The organism is Streptomyces sp. NPDC017890 (genome assembly GCF_044328675.1).
Classification (GTDB): domain Bacteria; phylum Actinomycetota; class Actinomycetes; order Streptomycetales; family Streptomycetaceae; genus Streptomyces.
Window position 1 is genome coordinate 513790 of sequence record NZ_JBIRHU010000001.1, and the last position, 22033, is coordinate 535822.

Sequence of the window (22033 nt, forward strand, 5' to 3'; positions counted from 1 at the left end):
CCGGGCTTCGGTCAGGACGCCACCGGGCGCGTTGACCGCGTCCGGCACGGGCCGGCCCGCGAGGGCCAGCAGGACGGACTCGGCGCTCTGCACGCCGGCGCGTTCCTGGGCCTCGGGGGTGCTGGCGCCCAGGTGGGGGGTGACGACCACGTTGTCCAGCTCGAACAGCGGGGAGTCGGTGCAGGGTTCGTTGTCGTACACGTCCAGGGCGGCGCCCGCGACGCGTCCGTCCTTCAGGGCCGCGTACAGCTCCCGTTCGTCGACGATGCCGCCGCGTGCCGCGTTCACGATCCGCAGGTCCGGGCGGACCCTCCGCAGCGCGTCGGCGCCGATCAGGCCGGCCGTCTGTTCGGTGCGCGGCAGGTGCACGGTCAGGAACTGCGACCGGCTCAGCAGTTCGCCGAAGCTCGTGAGGCGTGCGCCGGTGCTCTCCGCGTGCGCGGGGCTCGCCCACGGGTCGTGGGCGATGACCTCCATGTCGAAGGCGGCGAGCCGGCGTGCCACGAGGGAGCCGATCCTGCCGAGGCCGAGTACGCCGGCCGTCTTGCCCGCCAGTTCGACGCCCGTGCAGGAGCTGCGCGCCCAGTGGCCGTCGCGGAGTGAGGCGTCGGCCTGCGGGACGCGGCGGGCGAGTGCGAGGAGCAGGGCGACGGCGTGTTCGGCGGCGCTGACGACGTTGGAGGCGGGGGCGTTGGCCACCACGACCCCCGCGGCGGTGGCCGCGGCCACGTCCACGTTGTCCAGGCCCACCCCGGCCCGGGCGACCACCTTGAGCCGGGGGGCGGCGGCCAGGGCCTCTGCGTCGATGCGGGTGGCGGAGCGCACCAGCACGGCGTCCGCGTCGGCGAGCGCGGCGAGCAGCGCGGGCCGGTCGGTGCCGTCGACGTGCCGCACCTCGGTGCCGGCGTTCCGGGTGAGCACGGACTCGGCCCCCGGACTGAGCGCGTCGGCGATCAGGGCTACGTACTGGCTCATGGAGTCGGCTTCCTTTCCGTTGCGGGCGCGTCGGGTGCGGGGGTGCGGCGGTGGTGTGCGCTCACAGTCCGCCGTCCACGGGGAGCACCGCGCCGGTGATGTAGGAGGCCCGGTCGGAGGCCAGGTAGGCCACCGCGTCGGCGACCTCGGCGGCGAGGCCCGCCCGGCCCAGCGCCGTGCGTTCGCTGACCTGGTTCTTGACCGCGTCGTCGAGCACGGCCGACATGTCGGTGTCGATCAGGCCGGGCGCCACCGAGTTGACGCGGATTCCGCGCCGCCCGACCTCTTTGGCGAGGGAGCGGGTCAGGGCGATGATCCCTGCCTTGGACGCGGCGTAGTTCGTCTGCCCGGCGTTGCCCTGCACTCCGGACACGGAGGACACCGTGACGATGCTGCCGCGGCGGCGCTTCAGCATGGGGAAGACGACGGCCCGGCACACGTGGTAGGCGCCGTCCAGGTTGGTGGCGACGACGTCGTGCCATTCGGCGTCGGACATCATCAGGAGCGGTTTGTCGCGGGTGATGCCGGCGGAGGTGACGGCGACCGCCACGGGCCCGAAGCCGTCCTCGGTGCGGGCGACCCAGTCGCGTACCTCCTCCGCGTCGCTCACGTCGACCCGGCGGGCCAGGCAGCGGGCGCCCGCGGCGGCGAGTTCCTTCTCCAGGAGGGCGGCGGCGGCGTCGTCACCACGGAAGCAGAAGGAGATGTCGTACCCGTCCTCGGCGAGCCGCAGGGCGGTGGCCCGTCCGATCCCCCGGGAGCCACCGCTGATCAGGGCGACGGGGCGGGCGGGCTCGGTGTTCTCGGCGGTCATGCGGCATCGCTCCGTCCGGTCGTCCGGCCGTCCGTGAGCAGGCGCAGGACCGCGCAGCCCACCGGTCCGTCCGGGTCGGTGGTGGTGCAGACCGCGACGCGGCCCGGCTCGCCCGGCTCGGACAGCAGCGCCGCGAGCTGGAACCCGCCGGTGGCGGCGGCCGTCTCGCCCAGCAGCGCCGGCGGTGCGGCACGGTCCAGGGCGTCGGCCCCGAACAGGGACCGGTGCGCCTCCCGCTCCTGCGCGCCGGCCGGGCCGGGGGCGTCCGAGGGGAGGGCCGCCCAGACGTCCTCGGCGTGTACGCCCGCCTCGGTCAGCGCGGTGCGCACCGTCGCGGTGAGGACGGCCCCGAAGTCGCCGGCCGGTGCCACCCGGTGATGGACCGACAGGACTTCGGCCAGGGGCTCACCGGTGGCGGACTCGCCGGGTTCCAGGAGGAACAGCACACAGCCTTCGCCGAGCACCACGTCGTCGCCGTACGCGGCGTGCGTGAGGTGGGCGCGGCTCGCGGAGTACTCCTCGGCGGAACCGGCCAGCACCCGCCGGGCGCGGCCGTCCGCCAGGAGCCGGCGGGCGTGGGCGAGGGCGACGAGCCCGGACAGCCGGCCGGCCGCGACGGTCGAGTTGGGGCCCTTGAGGCCATGGCGGATGGCGCTGGCCGAGGCCGCCCTGTTCATCGCCATGTTGGGCACCTTCGACGGCGGTACGTCGATGGGGCGGTCCCCTTCGAAGGACGCCTTGGTGAACTCCAGGAAGCCCTGCACGCTCCCGGCGGTCGTGCCGAGGACCAGTCCCGTGCCGAGGTCGCCCTCCTGCTCCCCGAGCAGCTCCCGCGCGGTCACCGCGGTGAGTCCGGTCAGCCGGTCCATGCCCCGGGTGCCGGCCTTGCCGAGTGCCTCCCGGACGTCGAAGCCGGGCACGAGGCGGGCGGTCTCCGCGGGCCGCGCCGCCGTCCACTCCTCGGGCGCGGCGGACTCGGGCGGCCGGGTACGGGACCGCAGGGCCCGCGCGAGCGGTTCCCGGCCCGTGCCGTACGGCGACACTGCCGACCAGGCGGTGATGACAGCGGTACTCACTGGGCGTACTCCCCTCGGGGGTTCTCGTGGCGGCCGAGCAGCACGACGGCGTTGTTGCCGCCGAACGCCAGTCCGTTGTTCTGCGCGATCCGCACGTCGGCGGCCACGGACACGTTCGGCACCACGTCGACGTCGCAGGCCGGGTCGGTCGTACGGTGGTTGGCCGTCGGCGGGACGAAACCGTCCCGGACGGCGAGCGCCGAGGCTATGGCGCCGAGTGCGCTGGCCGCGCCCATGGTGTGGCCGATCATCGACTTGATGCCGACCGTGCGGGGCACCGCGTCCCCGTACACCTGGCGGATCGCGGCGATCTCGGTGGCGTCGTTGGTCGGGGTGCCGGTGCCGTGCGCCGATATCAGGTCGACCTCCTCCGGTTTGACGGCGGCGTTGTCGAGGGCGAGGCGCACGCAGCGGGCGACGCTGTCCTCCTCCGGCGCGGTGGGGTGCGCGGCGTCGCAGTTCAGCCCGTAGCCGAGGATCTCGGCGTAGATGTGCGCGCCGCGGGCGAGCGCCGACTCCTCCGACTCCAGGAGCAGCAGGCCGGCGCCTTCGCCGGTGAGCAGTCCGGTCCGCTCGGAGTCGAAGGGGCGGCACTCGTCGGCGGCGATCAGGCCGAGCCGGGCGAATCCGGCGAAGGTCTTGCGGTTCAGCGCGTCCGCGCCGCCGACGAGCGCCCATTCGGCGTCCCCGCCGCGCACCGCGTCGTATCCGCTGCCGATCGCGTAGTTGCCGGCGGCGCAGGCGGTGGCGACCGTCGCCGTCTCCACGTCGGACAGGCCCAGTTCGCGTACGACGCCGAGCGCGAGGCTGCCCACGGACGACCTGCTCATGGCCGCGCCGGTGAAGGCGCTGAACCCGATGGTCAGGGCCGCCTCGGCGAGCAGGTCCAGTTCGCCGACCTCGCCGTCGGTGGTGCCGACGACCACGGTGCCGCGCCGCTCGCGCAGCCAGGCCTCGTCCAGGCCCGCGTCCTCGACGGCCATCCGGGCGGCCGCGGCGGCGAACTGGGTGGCCCGGCCGGCCTTCTCGGGGCGTACGGTGCGCAGCCGGGCGCCCGGGTCGAAGCCCCGCACCTGGTGGCCGCGGCGGCTGGGGAAGGCCGAGGTGTCGAAGACGGTGATGTCTGCGGTGCCGACCCGGCCGGCCCGCAGTCCGGCACCGAACTCGGTGACTCCGATGCCGATGCTGGACAGGACTCCGCAGCCGGTCAGGACGACGCGGCGCGGCTCGGCGGCGCTCATGGCGTGCGCCGTTCGGCCGTGGCGATGACCTCGAGGACGGAGTCCAGGTTCACCATCTTGGTGAGGTGTTCCTGCGGGATGACGATGTTGAGTTCCTTCTCGATGCGGGACAGGATCTCGATGGCGCCCAGCGAGTCGGCTCCGTGGTCGTCGACGAAGAGGCTGGTGGAGGTGAGCTCGTCCTCCGGCAGTTCCAGGATGTCGATGATGATGGACCGGACGGCCGCCACGTCGGCGGCAGTGTTGCTGGTCATGGGAGGGGTACCTCTCGGTTTTCGGGCTCGGGCTTCGGGCTTCGGGGTCGGTTTTCGGGCTCGGGTCTCGGGCTCGGGCGTCGGGCTCGGGTCTCGGGCTCGGTCTTCGTGCTCGGTCTTCGTGCTCGGATGTCGGACTCGGGCGTCGGTCCCGGCGGGCTCAGGCCACGCTGTCGACGAGGGACTTGGGCCGCATGTCCGTCCAGTTCCGCTCGATGTGGTCGAGGGCGGCCTCGCGGCTGCCGGCCGGCAGAACGGTGGTCCAGCCGGCGGGAACGGCCGCGAACTCGGGCCAGACGCAGTGCTGTCCCTCGTCGTTGACCAGGACCAGGAAGGTGCCGTTCTCGTCGTCGAACGGGTTGTTCTTCATTTCGTTTCCTCCGTCGATCACCGCGAGTTTCTTCGGACGCGCGTCGCACCCGAAGGAACTCGTCCGGTATTGGCTCGGATTCAGGCTTCGGAAAGGCGGGCGGCGATGATTCGTCCGATCTCCCGCTGGGGTTCGGGCCGCATCATTCCGTCGTGGTCGGAGTCGATGCTGTGGTGGGAGACCCGGCCGCCGATGTACGGCGTCCATTCCGCGACGGTCGGCGAGTGTCCGTCGCCGCCCTTCGCCGCGGACAGGAAGAGCACATCCCCGCCGAAGCGGTCCGGGACGAACTCGGCGCTGAGTACGGCGTGGTTGCGGACGATCCGCAGCAGCCGGCCCAGCTGCTCCTCGTCGAGTCCCGCCAGGGGGTTGGCGTCCCGCCTGAACAGGTCCAGTACCTGGGCGAGCCGGGGCGTGCCCCCTTCGAACGACTCGGCGTCGTACCCGCAGTACTCGAGGATCTTCGCCAGCAGGGCCCGGTCGTCCGGGATGCCGCCGGGCTCCGGGACGGGGTAGCTGTCGAGGTTCGCCAGGAGTGCCACACGGTGCCCGAGCGATTCCAGCCGGGTGGCCGCCGCGTGGGCGAGAAGTCCACCGAAGGACCAACCAAGAAGATAGTAGGGCCCGCTGGGCTGGATTTCCAGAATTCGCCGCACATATCCCTCGGCCATTTCCTGCACCGACGACGGAAGAGGTGCTTCCGTGACGATTCCTGAGGCCTGGAACCCGTACACCGGGAATTCCTGCGCCACATGTTCGACGAGGCCGAGATACGGCCAGCTGAGACCGACTCCGCCGTGCATGAAGAACAACGGCGGGCGCGTTCCGTCGGGCCGGATCGGCAGCACCGTCTCGAAGGCCTCGGTGAGCAGGGCGGGACGTCGCCGGCCGGTTTCCCGGGGCCGGGTGGCGGCGAGTTCGGCGGCTCGTTCGGCGAGGCCGCGCAGCGCGCGGAACCAGCCGTGGGCGAGCTGCTCGGCGTCCTGGGCGTCCAGCACCTCGCCCGCCCAGGTCCAGTTCGCGACCAGGGACGGTCCTTCCGGGCCGTCCTCGACGATCGCGTCCAGCTCGATGACGTGGCCCAGCGGCATTCCGTCGTCGGCCGCCGCGAACGCCTCCCGGGTCTCGGGGGCGGCCGTCCAGCCGTCGCCGTACGACTCCACTCCCGCGAAGCGCCCCAGGTAGTTGAACCCGATCTGCGGGTTCACCGCCGGCAGGGGTGAGGGGCCGTCCGAGAGGTGGCGCAGGATGCCGTGGCCGATGCCGTGGTCGGGCAGCGCGGCCAGTTGTTCGGCCATCTCCTTGACGGTCTGTTCGGCCCCCAGCCCGGCGGCCGGCAGCAGCACCGGATGGGTGCTGGTGAACCAGCCGACCGTACGCGAGAGGTCCACGCCGGGGTGCGGTTGCTCGCGGCCGTGTGTCTCGACCTCCACGAGCAGGCCCGTGCCGCGCCATTCGGTGACGGCGAGGTCGAGTGCGGCGAGGAGCAGGTCGTTGACCTCGGCGTGGAAGGCGGCGGCGCCGCGTTCCAGCAGTGGGGCGGTGTGCTCGGCGGGCAGTGCGAGGCGAAGCGTGCCGGCCGTGGCGCGGGTGTCGCGTCCCGGGTCGAGCGCGCGCCGGCCGAGCAGGGGTTCGTCCCTGGTCGACAGGGTGTGCCAGAGCGGTATCTCGTGGGCGCGGGCGGCGGCCTGGCCGCGCAGCAGCCGGGACCAGTGGCGCAGTGAGGTGCCGACGGGGTCGAGTTCCGCGTCGGGCGTCTCGTAGGCGCGGAGCAGGTCGGGCAGCAGGATGCGCCAGGACACGCCGTCCACCACCAGGTGGTGCAGCATCAGGATCAGCCGGCCGGGGCGGTCGGGGCCGCGGTCGATCCAGACGGCCTGCAGGGTGACCGCGTCGTGCGGGGCCAGCCGGTTTCGCGCGGCCTGCGCCTGGGCGGCGACGGCCCACCGGACCAGTGACTCGTCCTCGTAGGCGGGGTGCGAGGCGTCGATACGGGTCAGCAGCGGCGCCGCCGGCACGGAGCCGGGGGCACCGATGGTGAGCCGCCGGCTGTGGGGCCCGTCCCCGGTCATGCGCAGGCGCAGCGCGTCGTGGTGGTCGATGGTGCGCTGGAGGGCCGCGGTGAGCCGGTCCACGTCGAGTGCGGCGGGGGTGGCCAGGACGACGGACTGGTTGAAGCCGTCGATGGGCCCGCCCTCCTCGAAGAGGCGGAGCATGACCGGGGTGGGGGCCAGTTCACCGGTCCCGTCGTCGGTGCCGACGGTCTCGGTGGTCTCCGCCGAGCCGACGGCCGCGGCCAGTGCGGCGACGGTCTTGTGGGTGAACACGTCGGCGGCCGTGACGCGCAGGCCGGCCCGGCGGGCCTTGGCGACCACCTCGATGGAGCGGATGCTGTCGCCGCCGAGGTCGAAGAAGCTGTCGTCCGCGGATACGTCGGCCACGCCGAGGACGGCGCGGAAGACCTCGCACAGGGCGCGCTCGGTGTCCGTGCGGGGCGGACGGCCGGGTTCGGTGAGTGTGGTCGTGGTGGGGTCGGGGGTGGGGAGGGCTTTGCGGTCGGTCTTGCCGTTGGGGGTGAGGGGCAGGGCGGGGAGGGTGAGGTAGGTGGTGGGCACCATGTAGTCGGGCAGGGTGGCCGCCAGAGCCGCCCTGGCAGGCGTGTCGGGGGCACCGACCAGGTAGGCCGTCAACCGCCCCTGATGGACGGCGGCCGCCGCATCACTGACACCGGGCAGCGCCCGCAACGCCGCCTCGACCTCCCCCAGCTCGATCCGGTGACCACGGATCTTCACCTGATGATCCGTACGCTCCAGGAACTCCAGCTGCCCGTCGGCCCGCTGCACGACACGGTCCCCGCTCCGGTACATCCGCGCACCCGGCACCGGACTGAACGGATCAGCGACAAACGTGACCGCGGTCTTCACCGGATCACCGAGATAACCACGCCCCACACCGGCACCGGCCACATACAGCTCACCCGGCGTGCCCGGCGGCACCGGCTTGAGGCGCCCGTCCAGCACATAAAGACGCGTGTTGCGCACCGCACGCCCGATCGGCGCCCGGCCGGCCAACGCCGTCCCGGCCGTGATGACAGCGTGGGTGACATCGTCGGAGCACTCGGTGGGCCCGTACGCGTTCACCAACGGAATCTTCGGAGCCAGCGCCGTCCACCGCCGGGCCAGATCCGCGGGCAGCGCCTCACCCGTCACCATCAGCCACTTCAACGGCTCCAGCGAAGGCCGCTCCAGCCCCTCCGCCCACGAGTCCACCGCCGCCTTCAACAACGACGGAACAACCTCCAGAACCGTCACCCCGTCAACGGCGACCCGGCCGAACAACTCCTGCGGATCCGCCGCCGTCTCCCGGCCGACCACCACAAGACGCCCACCCGTGATCAACGGAGCCAGCATCTGCCACACCGAAATGTCGAACGTGACGGGCGCGTTGTGCACCACCGTGTCACCAGCGGTCAGGCGCAGGTCGTCGACCTTGGCCAGCAGATGATTGACCATCCCCGCCCGATGGACCATCGCCCCCTTGGGACGACCCGTCGAACCCGACGTGAAGATCACATACGCGAGATCGTCCGGATCCCCCGCCGGCACCACCGGCCCACCCTCACCGTCCGGCACAGCCGCGTCCCAGGCAACATGGACCGGCGCCGCACCCGCCTCGGCGAGAACCTCACCGGCGAGAGCCTCCTGACCCGGACCCGTGAACAGAACCCCGGCACCACTGTCCTCCAGCAGCCCGGCGGTCCGCGCCCTGGGCGCACGCAGGTCCAGCGGAACCCACGCCGCACCCGTGGCCAGCACCGCCAGAACCCCGGTGACGAACGGAACACCCGGCTCGCACAGCATCGCGACCCGAACACCCGGCCCCGCACCCGCCGCACCCAGACGACGAGCCAGCACCGAAACCCGCCCCACCAGCTCCCCATAGGTCACCGAACCAGCCGCATCCGTCACCGCCACCCGCTCCGGACCAGCCTCCGCCACCGCACGGACACGCTCCACGACCCCCACATACGGCTCGTCCACGACCGTCGCGTCCCAGCCCTCCCGCACCACCGCCCACTCCCTGGGCAGCAGGACATCGCTCTCGGAGACGGGCCGGCCGGGGTGGTGCACGAGTGTGTCGAGCAGGTGGGTGAGCCGGTCGGTGAGGGTCCGCGCGGTGCCGGCGGTGAACAGGTCGGTGCTGTACTCCAGTACGGCGTCGATCCCGCCCGGCGCTCCGTCGGCGGTGCGCCGCTCGAACAGCTCGAAGGCGAGATCGGCCTTCGCGGTCCCGGTGCCGACCAGCAGGGGCTCCGACCGGACACCCGGCAGCTCCACTGACGCGCCCGCCGTGTTGTGCAGCGTGAGCATGGTCTGGAAGAGGGGGTGCCGGGCGAGGGAGCGGGTGGGAGCGAGGGCGTCGACGAGGGCTTCGAAGGGAAGGTCCTGGTGGGCGTAGGCGTCCAGGTCGGTGGCGCGCACCCGGTCGAGGAGCGCGTCGAAGGTGGGATCACCGGCGAGGTCGGTCCGCAGGACCAGCGTGTTGACGAACAGGCCGACGAGGTCGTCGAGGGCGGGGTCGGTGCGTCCGGCGACCGGCGTCCCGAGGGGAATGTCGTCGCCCGCGCCCAGCTTGTGCAGCAGGGTGGCGAGGGCCGCCTGGAGGACCATGAAGGTGCTGGCCCCCCGGGACCGCGCCAGACGGGCGGCGGCCGCGTGGAGCTCCGCGCCGATACGGAACTCGACGGTGCCGCCCCGGTGCGTGGGGACGGCCGGACGCGGACGGTCCGTGGGCAGCTCGAGCTCCTCGGGAAGCCCGTCGAGCGCGCCACGCCAGTAGGCGAGCTGCCGGTCCGAGGCCTCGGCGAGCAGATCGCGCTGCCACAGCGTGTAGTCGGCGTACTGCACCGGCAGCGGCTGCCAGCCCGGGGCGGCGCCGGCCACGCGGGCCTCGTAGGCGGTGGCGAGATCCCGGGCCAGCGGGGCGATCGACCAGCCGTCGGAGGCGATGTGGTGCAGCACGAGCAGCAGCACGTGCTCCTCGTCCGCCACCCGGAACAGCTCCGCACGCAACGGCAGCTCGACCGCCAGGTCGAAACCGCGACGTGCGGCTTCCCGTACCGAGTCCTCGGTCAGCGCCGACACCGGCAGGTCGATCCGTACGGCGTCGGCTTCGACGATCTCCTGCCGGGGGCGTCCGTTCGTGTCCGGGAACCGGGTACGCAGCGCCTCGTGGCGTACGACGACGTCCCGCACGGCCGCACCGAGCGCGGCCACGTCGAGGGCGCCCGTCAGGCGGACGGCCACCGGGATGTTGTACGCGGGATTGCCCTCCTCCAACTGGCCGAGGAACCAGAGGCGTTGCTGGGCCGGTGACAGCGGCAGCGTCTCGGGCCGTACGACGGGGACCGGTGCGGGGCGTGCTTCCTCCGCGTCCGCGACGAGCCGTGCCAGCTGTGCCGGGGTCGACGACTCGAAGACCGCGCGCACGGGCAGGTCGGCTCCGAGCGCCGCCCGGATGCGGCCGGTGAGACGGGTGGCGAGCAGGGAGTGCCCGCCGAGTTCGAAGAAGTCGTCGTCGGGGCCGGCCGGCGCGGGCAGCCCGAGCACCTCGGCGAACACGTCGCACAGCAGTTGCTCCTGCGGGCTGCGCGGGGCCCGCTCGGCGCCGCGCGCGCCCTGTTCCGGCGCGGGCAGCAGCTTGCGGTCGATCTTGCCGTTGGCGGTGAGGGGCAGTTCGTCCATCGCGACGTACAGGGCCGGGACCATGTGGGCGGGCAGTGACGCGCCGAGGTGGGCGCGGAGTGCGGCCGGCGCGGCCGTGCCGACCGTGTAGGCCACCAGTTGGGTGCCGCCGGTCAGGTCCTGACGGGCCAGGACCGCGGCCTGGGACACTCCGGGGCACGCGCAGAGCGCGGACTCGATCTCGCCCAGTTCGATCCGGAAGCCGCGGATCTTGACCTGGTGGTCGGCGCGGCCGATGTACTCGACCTGGCCGTCGGCGCCCCAGCGCACGACGTCTCCGGTGCGGTACATCCGGCTGCCGCGCGGACCGAACGGGTCGGGCACGAACCGGGTCGCGGTCAGCGCGGGCCGCCCGTGGTAGCCGCGGGCCACTCCGTCACCCGCGATGTACAGCTCGCCGATCGCGCCCTCGGGTGCCGGGCGCAGCGCGTCGTCGAGCACGTACACCTGGGTGTTGGCGATGGGGCGGCCGATCGGCGGGACTCCCGGGCGCCGGCCGTCCAGGGCGGCGGCCGTCGACCAGATGGTGGTCTCGGTGGGGCCGTAGACGTTGGTCACCTCGCGGGACGCGGCGCGCAGCGCGTCGGCGAGCGGTTCGCCCACGGCCTCGCCGCCGATGAGGACACGCAGCGCGGTGAGGCTGTCCGGGTGCTCGGTGACCAGGGCCTGCCACAGCGTCGGGGTGGCCTGCATGACGGTGGCGTCGCTGCCGGTGATCAGCGTGGCGAGGGCGGCGGGGTCGCGTACCGTGTCGCGCTCGGCGAGGACGAGTTCGGCGCCCGCGAGCAGGGGCACGAGGATCTCCAGGTTGGAGATGTCGAAGCCGAAGGTGGTGACCGACAGGAAGCGGTCGCCGGCGCCGATCCGGAACCGTCCGGCCATGTCGTGGAGGAGGTTGGCCAGCGCACCCTGGGGGACCACCACGCCCTTGGGCCGCCCGGTGGAACCGGAGGTGTAGATCGTGTACGCGGTGTCCAGCGGGTCCGGGTCCCGGGTGCCGGCCGGGCCGGTGGGCCGGGCGGCGAGCTCCTCGGCCGCGGTGTCGAGGGTGAGGTGGGTGAAGGAGGTGACCTCGGGCAGCGCGGCCGCGACGCCCGTCGTGGTGAGGACGAGAGCGGGCGCGGCGTCGTCCAGCATGTAACCGATGCGGTCGGCCGGGTAGTCCGGGTCGAGCGGCAGGTACGCCGCCCCGGCCTTGACGACGGCGAGCGTCGCGACGATCAGGTCGGTGGAGCGGGGCAGGGCGATGGCGACCAGCGCACCGGGGCCGGCACCGCGCCCGACGAGCTCGTGCGCGAGGCGGTCGGCCCTGGCGTGCAGTTCGGCGAAGGAGAGCCGGTCGTCGCCGCAGCGCAGGGCGGGGGCGTCCGGGGAGGCCGCCGCGCGGGCCGCGAGCTGGTCGCGCAGCGGGGCCGCCGGGTAGTCGCGGGCCGTGTCGTTGTGGGCCCGCAGCAGTGTCTCGCGCTCCGGTTCGGTCAGCAGGTCGAGGCGGGCCAGGGGGCGTTCGGCGTTCTCGGGGAGGAGTTCGAGGAGCCTCAGCACCCGGGCAGCGATCGCCGCGGCCCGGTCCGCCGGGATCAGGTCGGGGGCGTGGTCCAGGCGCAGGGTGAGCTCTTCGCCGGGCAGCACGAGCAGCGACAGCGGGTAGTGCGTGGCGTCGCGGCCCCGGATACCGGTCACCGTCAGCCCCGGCACGGTGTCGTGCAGGGCGTCCGGGTCGAGGGGGTAGTTCTCGAAGATCAGGACGGTGTCGAAGAGTTCACCGTGGCCGGCGTCGCGCTGGATGCCGGACAGGCCCAGGTGCTGGTGCGGCAGGAGCGCGGTGTGCTGCTCCTTCGCCGCCTCGACGACCTCGGCGAGGGTGCCCGAGGCGGGCGTGCGCAGCCGCACCGGCAGCGTGTTGATGAACAGCCCCACCATCGACTCGACCCCCGGCAGCTCCGGGGGGCGGCCCGACGCGGTGGTGCCGAAGACGACGTCGTCGCGGCCGGTGAGGGCGCCGAGGACGACGGCCCACACCCCCTGCAGCACGTTCGACAGGGTGACACCGCGCGCCCGCGCCCAGTCGGTGAGCCGGGCGGTGGCCGCCGCGTCGAGCCGCGCGATGTGCTGCTCGGGCAGAACGGGCCTGCGTCCCGGCGGGGCGGACGTGAGCCGCGTGGGCTCCTCCAGTCCTGCCAGCAGCTCCCGCCAGGCACCGGCGGCCGCTTCCCCGTCCTGGCCCGCCAGCCAGGACAGGTAGGTCTTGTACGAGGTGACGGCGGGCAGCGCCGCGCTCTCACCGCCGGCCGCGTACGCGGAGAACAGCTCCGCGAGCAGGATCGGCATCGACCATCCGTCGAGCAGGATGTGGTGGCAGGTGATCAGCAGCCGGTACCGGTCCGTGCCGGTGTCGACGAGGGTGAAGCGGATCAGGGGCGGCCTGCCGACGTCGAAGGGCTCGGCGCGGTCCCGGTCGGTGAGTTCGTCGAGGTCCTCGTGCGCCGCGTGCTCCCGCCAGTCGACCGGTACGTGCCGCGGGACCAGCTGAACGGGACGGCCGTTCTTGCGGTAGCGGAAACCGGCCCGCAGGTTGGGGTGCCGGGCGAGCAGGCTGCCCGCCGCGGCCTTGAGCGCGTCCCGGTCGAGCCGGCCTTCGAGGTCGAGGACCAGCTGGACCGTGTACACGTCCAGCTCCTGCCGGTCGTACACGGCGTGGAAGAGGAGCCCCTCCTGGAGCGGCGTCAACGGCAGTACGTCGCTGAGTCCGCCCGACGCCTTCGTTCTCTGCTGGGCCGTGCTCATCCTTCGCTCCCCCACTCGTCTGCGAACTCGTTCTCGAACTCGTCGATCTCGCCTTGGTCCAGGTCGTCGACGAGTGACAGGTCCGAGGGCGTGAAGCCCCCGGCCTCCGGTCGTGCGGCGTGCCCCGCCAGGGCCTTCAGCGCCCGGAACCAGCCGTGCGCCACGGCTTCGGCGTCGGCGTCGGCGACCACGCGGCCCGCCCACGCCCAGTCGGCCACCAGGCAGGGGCCGCCCTGCCGGTCCTCGGTGCGCGCGTTGACTCCCAGCGTGTGCGGCAGCGGCATGTCCGGGTCGGTGCCGGCCGCGACGTCCAGCGACTCGGCGGTGATCTGCCAGTCGCCCGGTTCCGGGACCGCCATCCTGCCCAGGTAGTTGAACCCGAGCTGCGGTGCCGGGTACGCCTTCAGTACCTGGGCCGTCCGGGGCACCAGGTGGCGCAGCAGGCCGTGGCCGATGCCGTGGTCGGGCAGCCGCCTCAGCTGCTCCTTGATCTCCTTGAGCGCCTGGCCCACCGCGGGCCCGCCCGCCCAGACGTCGTCCCAGTCGCAGAGGCCGACATCGAGCCGGACCGGGTGGGTGCTGGTGAACCAGCCGACCGTACGCGTCAGGTCCGTGCCCGGCACGATCTGCTCCCGCCCGTGCCCCTCGAGGTCGACGAGCACGTCCGGTGCCTGACCGCGTCCGCGCCGCCAGTCGGCCACGGACAGGGCCAGGGCCGTCAGCAGCACGTCGTTGACCTCGGCGTGGAACGCGGCGGGGACGTCGGTGAGCAGCGCGGCGGTGAACTCCGCGGGGAGTTCGAGGCGCAGCCGGTGCGCGGTCGCCGCGGTGTCCAGTGCCGGATCCCGCGGGAGCCGCCCGATCGGCGTGTCACCGCCCTCCAGCACCTCCTGCCACAAGGGGAGTTCCGCCGTGCGGGCGGCACCGCGGGCCTCTTCGTGCAGCAGGCGCGCCCACTGCCGGAAGGACGTGCCCACCGGGGCGAGGGGCTGCCCGGGACGCTCGTAGGCCTGCGCCAGGTCGGGCAGCAGGATGCGCCAGGAGACACCGTCGACCACCAGGTGGTGCAGGGTGAGCAGCAGCCTGCCGGGCCGGTCCGCGCCGGCGTCGATCCAGACCGCGCGCAGCACGGCACCGTCCCGGGGCGCGAGTTCGCCCCTGGCACGGTCGGCCTCCGCCCGTACCGGCTCGCCGGGGTCGCCGGCCGCGGTGACCCGCACCCGGCGCAGTATGTCCTCGGCGCGCACCGAGCCGGCCTCTGTGATGGTGTCGTCGTTCCACCGCAGCACGTCGTGGTGGTCGAGGAGCGTCTGGAGCGCCGCCGCGATACGTCCGTACGTGGCGCCGGCGGGGGTCTGTACGACGGCGGCCTGGTGGAAGCCGTCGGTCGGGCCCTGCGTCTCGGCCAGCCAGGCCGTGATCGGAGTCGGCTGCACCGCTCCCGTGCCGTCCCCGACACCGACCGTCTCGACCTGGCCGGCCGTGAGTGCCGCGAGGGCCAGGCCCTGCGGGGTGCGGTGCACGAAGACGTCCTGCGCGGTGATCGCCAGACCCGCTTCCCGGGCCTTGCCGACCAGCTGGATCGAGCTGATGCTGTCCCCGCCGAGGTCGAAGAAGCCGGCGTCGGCGCCGACCTCGTCCAGGCCGAGTACCTCGGCGAACGCCCGGCAGAGCACCGCCTCCCGGTCGTTCGCGGGCGCCCGGCCGGAGGCCGACGAGGTGTAGTCGGGGGCGGGCAGGGCCCGCCGGTCCAGCTTGCCGTTGCCGGTCAGCGGGAGCTCGTCCAGGACCACCACGGCCGCGGGCACCATGTGCTCGGGCAGGCCGGCGGCGAGGTGCGTGCGCAGTTCGCGCGGGTCGACGGCGGCCGGGGTGCCGGCCTGGCCCGCCGCCACCACGTAGGCGACCAGGCGCTTGTCGCCGGGGCGTTCCTCACGGACGATCACCGCGGCCTGCGCGACGTCGTCGCGGGCCAGCAGCGCGCCCTCGATCTCCCCCGGTTCGATGCGGAAGCCGCGCAGCTTCACCTGGTCGTCCACGCGGCCCACGTAGTCGAGGCTGCCGTCGGGGCTCCAGCGCACCAGGTCGCCCGAGCGGTACATCCGGCCGCCGGGCCGCGTCGCGAACGGGTCGGCGACGAAGCGGCCGGCCGTCAGCCCGGCCCGGCGCAGATAGCCGCGGGCCAGCTGGGCACCGCCGATGTACAGCTCACCGGTCACCCCCGGCGCCACCGGGCGCAGCCGCGCGTCCAGGACGTACAGCCGGGTGTTGTGCAGCGGGAAGCCGATGGGCGGCTTGACCGCGCCGGACAGCGGCTCGCTGATGCTGGAGCAGACGGTGGCCTCGGTCGGCCCGTAGGCGTTGCGCATCACCCGGCCGCGTGAGAAGCGCTCGACCAGCTCCGGCGGACAGGCCTCGCCCGCCACGACCAGTTGCAGGTCCTCGGGCATCGGGTGGTCGGCCGGCCAGGCGGAGAGCACGGTCGGCGGCAGGCACATCATGTTGACGCCGGTACGGGTGACCAGCTCGGCGAGGGGTTCGCCGGGGCCGCGTTCCTCGGCCGTCGACAGGACCATCGTCGCGCCGGACAGCAGTCCGATGCACAGCTCCCAGGTCGCGGCGTCGAAGCTGTACGAGGCGAACTGCAGCCAGCGGGTGTCCGGCCCGATGCCCATGCGCGGGCCCTGGTCGGCGACCATCACGGCGACCGTGCGGTGTTCGACGACCACGCCCTTGGGCCGGCCCGTGGAACCCGAGGTGTAGATGACGTACGCCGCGTCGTTCACCGACAGCGGCCGGGTCCGGTCGGCGTCCGTGACGGCGCGTGCGGGCCGGGCTGCGACCGAGGCGCGTACGTCCTCGTCGTCGAGGAGCAGCCGCGGCACCGGCGAGGCGCCCAGGCTCGCCGACTCGGCCGCCATGGTGAGCACCAGGGCGGGCCGCGCGTCGTCGGTCATGTAGGCGATGCGGTCGAGCGGGTAGGCCGCGTCGATCGGCAGGTAGGCGGCCCCCGCCTTGAGTACGGCGAGAAGGGCGACGACCATCTCCGGCGAGCGCGGCAGGAGCAGGGCGACCAGGTCGTCCGGGCCGATCCCGCGCGCCGTCAGCTCGTGCGCGAGCCGGTCGGCGCGGGCGTCCAGCCCGGCGTAGGTCACCGTCTGCCCGCCGAACCGCAGCGCCGGATGGCCGGGCTGCTCCGCCGCCTTCGCGGCGTACAGCTCGTGCACCGGGGCGACGTCCACGTGCCGGGCCGGGCCGGCCCACTCGCCGAGGATGCGGGCCGCCTCCTCGGGCAGCAGTGCGTCCGTTTCGGAGATCCGCCGGCCGGGGTGGTGCACGAGTGCGTCGAGCAGGTGGGTGAGCCGGTCGGTGAGGGTCCGCGCGGTGCCGGCGGTGAACAGGTCGGTGCTGTACTCCAGTACGGCGTCGATCCCGTCCGGCGCTCCGTCGTCGTCGTGCCGCTCGGTCAGCTCGAAGGCCAGGTCCACCTTGGCGGTGCCGGTGCGGACCGGAACGACGTCCAAACCTAGGCCTGGCAGGGCCAGTTCGGCCGACGCGTTGTTCTGGAACGCCAGCATGGTCTGGAAGAGGGGGTGCCGGGCGAGGGAGCGGGTGGGGGCGAGGGCGTCGACGAGGGCTTCGAAGGGAAGGTCCTGGTGGGCGTAGGCGTCCAGGTCGGTGGCGCGCACCCGGTCGAGGAGCGCCTCGAAGGTGGGATCACCGGCGAGGTCGGTCCGCAGCACCAGCGTGTTGACGAAGAAGCCGACGAGGTCGTCGAGGGCGGGGTCGGTGCGTCCGGCGACGGGCGTCCCGAGGGGAATGTCGTCGCCCGCGCCCAGCTTGTGCAGGAGCGTGGCGAGAGCCGCCTGGAGAACCATGAACGTACTGGCACCCCGGGACCGCGCCAGACGGGTCGCGGCCGCGTGGAGCTCCGCGCCGATACGGAACTCGACGGTGCCGCCCCGGTGCGTGGGAACGGCCGGACGCGGACGGTCCGTGGGCAGCTCGAGCTCCTCGGGAAGCCCGTCGAGCGCGCCACGCCAGTAGGCGAGCTGCCGGTCCGAGGCCTCGGCGAGCAGATCGCGCTGCCACAGCGTGTAGTCGGCGTACTGCACCGGCAGCGGCTGCCAGCCCGGGGCGGCGCCGGCCACGCGGGCCTCGTAGGCGGTGGCGAGATCCCGGGCCAGCGGAGCGATCGACCAGCCGTCGGAGGCGATGTGATGCAGCACGAGCAGCAGCACGTGCTCCTCGTCCGCCACCCGGAACAGCTCCGCACGCAACGGCAGCTCGACCGCCAGGTCGAAACCGCGGACCGCCACGCCGGTCAGCAGGGAGGGAAGCGCTCCGGCGGTGACCTCGGTGACCGGCAGGTCCGGGCGTGCCTCGCCCGCCGGGACGATCCTCTGCCGGGGCCGCCCGGAGTCCTCCGGGAAGACGGTGCGCAGGCTCTCGTGCCGGTCCACCACGTCACCGAGGGCGGCGGTGAGCGCGGCCACGTCCAGCGCGCCCGTCAGCCGCACGGCGAACGGCAGGTGGTAGGTGGCGGAGCCCTTCTCCAGCTGGTTCAGGAACCACAGCCGCTGCTGCGCCGGGGAGAGCGGAAGCTCGCCGGGGCGCTGCCCGGACGCGACGAGCGTGGGGCGCGTCCCGGACGCGCCCTCGCCCGCGTCCAGCCTGGCCGCCAGCTCGGCGACCGTCGACGCCTGGAAGAGGGTCCGGATGGCGACCTCGAGGCCCAGGCGCGCCCGGATCCGGGACGCGACCTTGGTGGCGAGCAGCGAGTGCCCGCCGAGGTCGAAGAAGTCGTCGTCGATGCCGACGGCGGGAAGCCCCAGCACCTGGGCGAAGATCTCGCACAGCGCCTGCTCCCGCGCGTCGCGTGGCGGACGCAGGTCGTCGGTGGTTGTGGTGGGGTCGGGGGTGGGGAGGGCTTTGCGGTCGGTCTTGCCGTTCGGGGTGAGGGGCAGGGCGGGGAGGGTGAGGTAGGTGGTGGGCACCATGTAGTCGGGCAGGGTGGCCGCCAGAGCCGCCCTGGCAGGCGTGTCGGGGGCACCGACCAGGTAGGCCGTCAACCGCCCCTGATGGACGGCGGCCGCCGCATCACTGACACCGGGCAGCGCACGCAACGCCGCCTCGACCTCCCCCAGCTCGATCCGGTGACCACGGATCTTCACCTGATGATCCGTACGCTCCAGGAACTCCAGCTGCCCGTCGGCCCGCTGCACGACACGGTCCCCGCTCCGGTACATCCGCGCACCCGGCACCGGGTTGTACGGATCAGCCAGGAACGTGACCGCGGTCTTCACCGGATCACCGAGATAACCACGCCCCACACCGGCGCCGGCCACATACAGCTCACCCGGCGTCCCCGGCGGCACCGGCTTGAGGCGCCCGTCCAGCACATAAAGACGCGTGTTGCGCACCGGACGCCCGATCGGCGCCCGCCCGGCCAACGCCGTGCCGGCCGTGATGACAGCGTGGGTGACATCGTCGGAGCACTCGGTGGGCCCGTACGCGTTCACCAACGGAATCTTCGGAGCCAGCGCCGTCCACCGGCGGGCCAGATCCGCGGGCAGCGCCTCACCCGTCACCATCAGCCACCTCAACGGCTCCAGCGAAGGCCGCTCCAGCCCCTCCGCCCACGAGTCCACCGCCGCCTTCAACAACGACGGAACAACCTCCAGAACCGTCACCCGCTCAGCGGCGACACACCCGAAGAGCTCCTGCGGATCCGCCGCCGTCTCCCGGTCCACCACCACAAGACGCCCGCCCGTGATCAACGGAGCCAGCATCTGCCACACCGAAATGTCAAAGGTGACGGGCGCGTTGTGCACCACCGTGTCATCAGCGGTCAGGCGCAGGTCGTCGACCTTGGCCAGCAGATGATTGACCATCCCCGCCCGATGGACCATCGCCCCCTTGGGACGACCCGTCGAACCCGACGTGAAGATCACATACGCGAGATCGTCCGGATCCCCCGCCGGCACCACCGGCCCACCGTCGTCGTCCGCCACAGCAGCCTCCCAGGCCACCCGCACCGGCCCGGCACCCGCCCCGGCGAGAACCTCACCCGCAAGACCCTCCTGACCCGGACCCGTGAACAGAACCCCGGCACCACTGTCCTCCAGCAGCCCGGCGGTCCGCGCCCTGGGCGCACGCAGATCCAACGGCACCCACGCCGCACCCGTGGCCAGCACCGCCAGAACCCCGGTGACGAACGGAACACCCGGCTCGCACAGCATCGCGACCCGAACACCCGGCCCCGCACCCGCCGCCCCCAGACGACGAGCCAGCACCGAAACCCGCCCCACCAGCTCCCCATAGGTCACCGAACCAGCCGCATCGGTCACCGCCACCCGCTCCGGACCAGCCGCAGCCGCCGCACGGACACGCTCCACGACACCCACATACGGCTCGTCCACGACCGTCGCGTCCCAGCCCTCCCGCACTACCGCCCACTCCCTGGGCAGCAGGATCTCCAGCCGGTCGAGCACCGCGTCCGGTCCTGCCTCGGCGATCGTCCGCAGCCAGCCGAACAGGCGCTGCTGGTGCAGCTCCAGCTCCTCCTGCGTGTAGCGGGCCGGGTTGGCGTCGAGGCGTACCGCGTAGCCGTCGGCGGCCGAGTCGAGGTAGATGATCTGCATGTCGTCGACGGGCCCCGTCGACAGGTTGTGCAGTCGGCCCGCACACGGTCCGAACGTGAAGTCGAAACCGGACTCCAGGACGTTGACGGTCGGCCCCAGCGAGCGGCCCGCGTCACCGGTGAATCCCAGGTCGCGGCGGATGCTCTCGCCCCGGTAGTTCTGGTGGCGCAGGGTGGCGCGCAGTTCGCCGGCGCTCTCCCGCAGGAACTCCGCCACGGTCGTCCCGGGCAGTGCCCGCACGGGATGGGGTACGAAGTTGGCCCGCATGCCGGGGACGGCGCGGGAGGCCGTCGTGGGGCGGGCCGGCACGGCGAGGGTGAGCAGGGCCCGCTCGACGCCCGCGGCGCGCTGGACGTAGGCGCCGGTCGCGGCGATCAGCAGGGTCTGCCAGGTGACCCGGGTGTCCCAGGCGAGGGCGCGCAGCCGTTCGGCGGTGTCCGCGGGCAGGGTCGCCTCGCACCGCAGTGAGCTGCGCGCGGGCACCGCGGGCAGCTGCGAGAGGCTGACCGGTTCGGGGGTCTCCTCGAACCGGGCGCGCCAGAAGTCCCGCTCCCTGCGGTACTTGTCGGTCCGGACGTACGCGGCCTCGTCGTCGGTGAGCGTCCCCGGGTCGGGGAAGGCGCCCGGGGCCTCCGGGTCGGCGTACAGCTCGGCGAGCCGGTTGTAGACGAGGACCCGGCTGAATCCGTCCACGAGGATGTGGTTGACCCGGGTGTAGAACAGGGCGTGGTCGGGGCCCAGGCGCAGCAGCACCGACCGCAGGGTGGCCTCGGTGAGGTCGGGCGGCGTGAGCAGGTCCTGCCGCATGAACGAGTCGGCGGCGCGCAGCGGTGCCGCCTCGTGCGACAGGTCGACCGTCTCCACGGGGCAGGCCTCTGCCGGGACCAGGTCCTGCCGCGGCTCGCCGTCGTGCTCGGTGAAGCGGGCGCGCAGGGTGCCCGCCTCCCGCAGCACGCCCTGCCAGGCCGCCTCGAACCGTCCGGTGTCCAGAGGGCCGCGCAGTTCGAGGAAGTCGCCCATGGTGAACACGGGGTTGCCCGGATCCGCCTGCTGCCCGTACCACATTTCACGCTGCGCGGCGGAGAGCGGCAGCTGCTGCGTGGGCCGTGGGGAAGTCATGACTGCAGTGCTCCAGAGGGGTGTTCGGTCAGACCATGGCCGTCGATGCCGACGGCGTCGCCGTAGATGTCGCGGACCCAGCTCGTCTGATAGACGGTGTCGAGATAGCGCTCGCCGAGGTCGGGGGCGATGGCCACCGCGGTGATGTCCTGCCCGGGGTGGTGTTCGGCGAGCCAGCGCAGCCCGCCGCTGACGACCGTTCCGGTCGAGCCGCCGAAGAGGAATCCGCCGCGTGCCAGGGTGTGGCAGGCGCGTACGGTGTCGGCCTCCGGGACGTGCACGACGTCGTCGATGAACGAGGTGTCCAGCAGTGCGGGCCGCACTCCGGTGCCGAGTCCGGGGATCAGGCGCTGCCCGGCGGGCCCGCCGAAGGTGACCGATCCGACGCTGTCGACGGCGACGATCTTGACCGGGCGCGGCTGGTCCTTGAAGTAGCGGGCGCAGCCCATCAGCGTGCCGGTGGTGCCGGCGCCGACGAACAGCACCTCCAGGTCCGGGAACTGCTTCTCGATCTGCGGGGCCGTGGAGCGGTAGTGGGCACGCCAGTTGTCCGGGTTGGCGTGCTGGTTGAGCCAGACGCAGCGCGGGTCCCGCTCCAGCAGTTCCCGCACGTGTGCGAGGCGGGCCGCGAGGAATCCGCCCTCCTCCGCCGGCTCCGAGATGGTGTGCACCTCGCTGCCGAGCGATTCGATGACCTTGCGCGTGGCGAGGTTGGTGCGCGAGTCGACCACGCAGATGAAGTGGTATCCCTTGGCGGCCGCGATGACGCTGAGCGCGACTCCGAGATTGCCGGAGGACGATTCCACGAGTGTCGAGCCCCGGCCGAGCGCACCGCTGCGCTCGGCCGCCTCGATCATGCTCGTGGCCGCCTTGAGTTTCACGGACCCGGCGAAATTGAAACCCTCACATTTGAGATGCAGCGGATACCCGTACATCGCGCGAAGGTCTACGTACAGGTCTTCGGTGTTGAATTCCTGCGGCGCTGAAATGACCGGCACAGTTCCCCCAAAAC

General features: G+C 73.0%; 8 protein-coding genes and 1 pseudogene. All 9 read right to left on the reverse strand.

Annotated features, from left to right (window positions below; genetic code table 11):
• Positions 1-6: 6 nt before the first annotated feature.
• Positions 7-975, reverse strand: a pseudogene (locus tag ACH4F2_RS02205) (hydroxyacid dehydrogenase); the annotation flags it as partial.
• Positions 976-1036: 61 nt separating this feature from the next.
• Positions 1037-1789 carry a 3-oxoacyl-ACP reductase FabG gene (fabG, locus tag ACH4F2_RS02210; protein ID WP_398130773.1) on the reverse strand — a complete coding sequence of 251 codons (753 nt, stop codon included), beginning with the start codon at positions 1787-1789 and terminating at the stop codon, positions 1037-1039.
• Positions 1786-2865, reverse strand: coding sequence for a beta-ketoacyl synthase N-terminal-like domain-containing protein (locus tag ACH4F2_RS02215; RefSeq protein WP_398130774.1), 1080 nt, complete (start codon positions 2863-2865; stop codon positions 1786-1788). The genes fabG and ACH4F2_RS02215 overlap by 4 nt, the downstream gene beginning before the upstream one ends.
• A complete protein-coding gene (locus ACH4F2_RS02220; protein ID WP_398130775.1) occupies positions 2862-4106 on the reverse strand; it encodes a beta-ketoacyl-[acyl-carrier-protein] synthase family protein in 1245 nt (414 codons plus the stop codon). Before ACH4F2_RS02220 ends, ACH4F2_RS02215 begins: the two co-directional genes overlap by 4 nt.
• Positions 4103-4360: an acyl carrier protein gene (locus ACH4F2_RS02225; protein WP_398130776.1), complete on the reverse strand. Its 258-nt coding sequence runs from the start codon at positions 4358-4360 to the stop codon at positions 4103-4105. The genes ACH4F2_RS02220 and ACH4F2_RS02225 overlap by 4 nt, the downstream gene beginning before the upstream one ends.
• Before the next feature lie 160 nt (positions 4361-4520).
• Positions 4521-4730 carry an MbtH family protein gene (locus ACH4F2_RS02230; protein ID WP_398130777.1) on the reverse strand — a complete coding sequence of 70 codons (210 nt, stop codon included), beginning with the start codon at positions 4728-4730 and terminating at the stop codon, positions 4521-4523.
• 80 nt (positions 4731-4810) lie between these two features.
• Positions 4811-13258 (reverse strand): amino acid adenylation domain-containing protein, encoded by an 8448-nt coding sequence (locus ACH4F2_RS02235; RefSeq protein WP_398130778.1) that lies wholly within the window; start codon positions 13256-13258, stop codon positions 4811-4813.
• Positions 13255-21021 (reverse strand): amino acid adenylation domain-containing protein, encoded by a 7767-nt coding sequence (locus ACH4F2_RS02240; protein ID WP_398130779.1) that lies wholly within the window; start codon positions 21019-21021, stop codon positions 13255-13257. The genes ACH4F2_RS02235 and ACH4F2_RS02240 overlap by 4 nt, the downstream gene beginning before the upstream one ends.
• Positions 21018-22019 (reverse strand): 2,3-diaminopropionate biosynthesis protein SbnA, encoded by a 1002-nt coding sequence (gene sbnA / locus ACH4F2_RS02245; RefSeq protein ID WP_398130780.1) that lies wholly within the window; start codon positions 22017-22019, stop codon positions 21018-21020. Before sbnA ends, ACH4F2_RS02240 begins: the two co-directional genes overlap by 4 nt.
• Positions 22020-22033 lie beyond the last annotated feature (14 nt).

Excerpts from the sequence above, each read along its gene's own strand:
- ACH4F2_RS02220 (WP_398130775.1), bottom strand. The coding sequence starts at position 4,106 with ATGAGCGCCGCCGAGCCGCGCCGCGTCGTCCTGACCGGCTGCGGAGTC.
- ACH4F2_RS02225 (WP_398130776.1), bottom strand. The coding sequence starts at position 4,360 with ATGACCAGCAACACTGCCGCCGACGTGGCGGCCGTCCGGTCCATCATC.
- fabG (WP_398130773.1), bottom strand. The coding sequence starts at position 1,789 with ATGACCGCCGAGAACACCGAGCCCGCCCGCCCCGTCGCCCTGATCAGC.
- ACH4F2_RS02230 (WP_398130777.1), bottom strand. The coding sequence starts at position 4,730 with ATGAAGAACAACCCGTTCGACGACGAGAACGGCACCTTCCTGGTCCTG.
- ACH4F2_RS02235 (WP_398130778.1), bottom strand. The coding sequence starts at position 13,258 with ATGAGCACGGCCCAGCAGAGAACGAAGGCGTCGGGCGGACTCAGCGAC.
- ACH4F2_RS02240 (WP_398130779.1), bottom strand. The coding sequence starts at position 21,021 with ATGACTTCCCCACGGCCCACGCAGCAGCTGCCGCTCTCCGCCGCGCAG.